The sequence below is a fragment of the Frankia sp. CcWB3 genome (genome assembly GCF_977927595.1).
The window spans coordinates 1-2,111 of record NZ_CDWRCK010000254.1; the positions used below are offsets into that span (position 1 = coordinate 1).

Annotated in this window: 3 protein-coding genes and 1 pseudogene; 2 read left to right on the forward strand and 2 right to left on the reverse strand. The window is 66.7% G+C overall.

Annotated features, from left to right (window positions below):
* Positions 1-159 precede the first annotated feature (159 nt).
* Together ACY5KJ_RS16740 and ACY5KJ_RS16745 are read left to right on the forward strand one after the other, a co-directional pair.
* Positions 160-390, forward strand: coding sequence for a hypothetical protein (locus ACY5KJ_RS16740; RefSeq protein ID WP_173645797.1), 231 nt, complete (start codon positions 160-162; stop codon positions 388-390).
* A gap of 344 nt (positions 391-734) precedes the next feature.
* Entirely contained in the window at positions 735-974 is a 240-nt protein-coding gene (locus ACY5KJ_RS16745) for a hypothetical protein (protein WP_462188339.1), read from the forward strand.
* A 62-nt stretch (positions 975-1,036) separates the two neighbouring features.
* On the opposite strand, the pseudogene ACY5KJ_RS16750 reads toward ACY5KJ_RS16745, so the two are convergent.
* Positions 1,037-1,225 (reverse strand): annotated as a pseudogene (locus ACY5KJ_RS16750) (FmdB family zinc ribbon protein); the annotation flags it as partial.
* Positions 1,174-1,962 carry a 5-formyltetrahydrofolate cyclo-ligase gene (locus ACY5KJ_RS16755; RefSeq protein WP_462188340.1) on the reverse strand — a complete coding sequence of 263 codons (789 nt, stop codon included), beginning with the start codon at positions 1,960-1,962 and terminating at the stop codon, positions 1,174-1,176. The gene ACY5KJ_RS16755 and the pseudogene ACY5KJ_RS16750, both read right to left, overlap by 52 nt.
* Positions 1,963-2,111: the final 149 nt, after the last annotated feature.

Genomic DNA, 2,111 nt, shown 5'->3' on the forward strand with positions numbered 1-2,111 from the left:
ACAAATGGCTGCCCCGATAAACTTCCCAAACAGGCCCTAATAGGGCCCGGACCTCATCCAGGCGGCGAGGGGTGGGGGGCATGGTTTCCTCTTCCGTCTATTTGCTGCTCAGCAAATTAGACCCTAGCGAGGTTCTTGAGGAAGAGCAAAGTGGTTACGATGTTCCGCGTGGACGACGGTGAGCAGTTGGTCGGCATCGGGGACATCGCGTTCCAACTCAAGATCACTCGCCAGGCGGTAGACTACTGGACACGCAAGGACTCCCGGTTTCCGGCGCCCTTGCAGGTCATCAACGCGCCGATGGGTAGCGGTGCCAAAGGCACCCGGGTTTGGCGCAAGCGAGAGGTAGACGCCTGGATCGTGGAGCACTATCGGCGGCGCAAACAGTAGGCGTCCCGGCCATCGGCCGAGGTCACCGCATCAGGTCAGATCTGGCCGGCACCAGGGCTCCGGGCCGTCCGGTGGCGTGGCCGGTCCAGGGCGGCCAGAAATCGCCGCCAGTGGGGCGGAAGGGCTTCCGTTAGATGAGTAAGTCCGAACTCTGAGCTGGCTGTAGCCGGGCATGAAGAGATGGCTTCCAAGGCCATGGTGTGACGCAAGATCTGGAAACCCTCTCCGGCATCTCCCGGTCACCGCATCCGGGGGTCGGTGGGTGAGCCGCGGCGGGGAGGAACTGGGTACTCCGTGCCCGGGCATGCCCAAGGCGTCCAGGCCGAGACGCCCGGACGCCTTGGGTGGATCCAGCGGCTGGTCAGGCCGCCGCGGTGCTGGAGGCCGGAGCCGACGTCGTCGAGGAGGCCGTGGCGGTGCCGCCCGACGAGGTCGAGGACGACGAGTCCGAGCTGGCGGAGCTGTTGGTGCTCCCTCCGGATGTCGCCTCGCTGCCGTTGCTCGTGGCCGTGGCGTCACCGATGTCCTTGGGACGGTGCTGCGCGGACCCGCCGGAGGAGTTGGACCGGCTGTCGTTCTTGTAGAAGCCGCTGCCCTTGAACACCACGCCCACCGAACCGAACACTTTACGAAGTCGCCCGGCGCAGGCTGGGCACTCCGTCAGTGATACGTCGCTGAAGCTCTGTACGACCTCAAGGTCACGCCCGCAGTCGGTGCAGCGGTACTGGTAGGTAGGCACGTGCTCCTCCCGGAGTTGGCACTCTGACGTGGAGACTGCCAACTTTAGCTTGTAGAGGGCCCGAGATGTTCCCCGGTGCCGTCGGTTGGTTCGCACCGTAGCGTACGACTCGGCGTGATGATGATCTTTACGTTGTGATCGTGGGACTCCGTGGGGACCTCATCCAGAACCTCTTGGTCGTGCAGGACGGCGATCACCGGAACGTCGGCGCCCACCCGGGCCAGCACCCGGTCATAGGAGCCCCCACCGTGCCCCAGACGCCGGCCCGCCCGGTCGACCGCGAGCGCCGGGATGATCACCACGTCGGCCTCGGCGAGAACCCCGCGGGGTGCCGCCGCCGGTGGTTCGCGGGTACCCAGCGCGCCGGGCACCAGTGTTCCGACGTGCTCCCGGAAGTCCAGATCGAGATCGGCGCGCAGGGCGGGCAACAGCACCCGCACCCCGCGAGCCAGCAGTCGATCAAGCAGCTCGGCGGTGTCCGGCTCGCCGGGCAGCCCCACATACGCCGCCACGCACCGCGCGGCCTCCACCTCGGGCAGCCGCTGGATGCGGTTGGCCAGTCGGGACGCATCCGACCTGGACAGCGAGCCCCGACGCAGGGCCATGGATGCGCGGCGCTGTATCAGCAGCCGGGCCCGCAGGCGAGCCTTGGCCTCGCCGGCCTCGGGGCAGCCGCCGGGGGTTCGGTCGACACCGCCGTGACGGGGGCGGGCACGCCCCGGGTCCGCTGGCCGACTCCCGAGTTCGGATACCGGTCCGGGATGCGGACGGATCGTCAGCTCGACGGTGAGCTCTTCGTTGAGATCACCCGGAGGCCGGTCATTCCACTGCACACTGACAGCCTCCCGCAGGTTGGCCGCCAGCGGGCGGGTTGCCGCGGCATACGACACGTGAACGTGGGCGTGATGTTGGATGGAGGGTTCTCAGGTTACAAATTGTGGCATTTATACTAACTAGTAGTGATATTGTCGGCTGGTAGAGG

Bases quoted from the DNA above. Each gene is read 5' to 3' on its own strand.
- ACY5KJ_RS16740 (WP_173645797.1), top strand. From the start codon at position 160: ATGTTCCGCGTGGACGACGGTGAGCAGTTGGTCGGCATCGGGGACATC.